1 protein-coding gene is annotated in these 525 nt (G+C 65.9%); it reads right to left on the minus strand.

Going from position 1 to position 525, the window contains the following annotated elements; genetic code table 11:
• Positions 1-458: transposase family protein (locus tag ACFFNX_RS52180; protein ID WP_512699899.1), on the minus strand; the 458-nt coding region annotated here is incomplete at its 3' end.
• Positions 459-525: the final 67 nt, after the last annotated feature.

Genomic DNA, 525 nt, shown 5'->3' on the forward strand with positions numbered 1-525 from the left:
ATCAGCTTGGCGCCCCAGTAGAAGGTGTGGTGAGAGGCGTCACGGCCGTAGGCGGCGATCTCACCCAGGGCTGAGCGGTTCACCGTGACGCGGGAGGCCCCGCATCGTATGGGGGTGCCATCCATCAGCCGCAGGAGTTCATGCCAGGTCGGGACTGTGCGGGCCAGGCCCAGCGCGACCTGGGACATGACCGGTCCCAAAGCACGCAGGTGCCGGTTGTATTCGGACTGGCACGGCAGGTGCGGGAACAGATGCCCGATCCGTTTTGGAGCGGCCCGCAGCCAGCGGCGTTCTTCATCACAGCGCAGCAGGACCTGCGCGACCGCGACGCACACCAACTCGGCGTCGGTCAACAACCGCGGGCGTCCCGGCCGGCGAGGCCGCCGCCGTGATGGCAGCACATGGTCATCGAGATAGACGTAGAGTGCGATCAGAAGGGCGTCCAGGTCAGTCGTCACACACCGATCGTGGACGCCCTTCGCCATGCCCGCGCCTGGTTCAGCAATAACCCATCAACGATCTAGG

Source organism: Actinoallomurus acaciae, from assembly GCF_042429965.1.
Classification (GTDB): Bacteria; Actinomycetota; Actinomycetes; order Streptosporangiales; family Streptosporangiaceae; genus Actinoallomurus; species Actinoallomurus acaciae.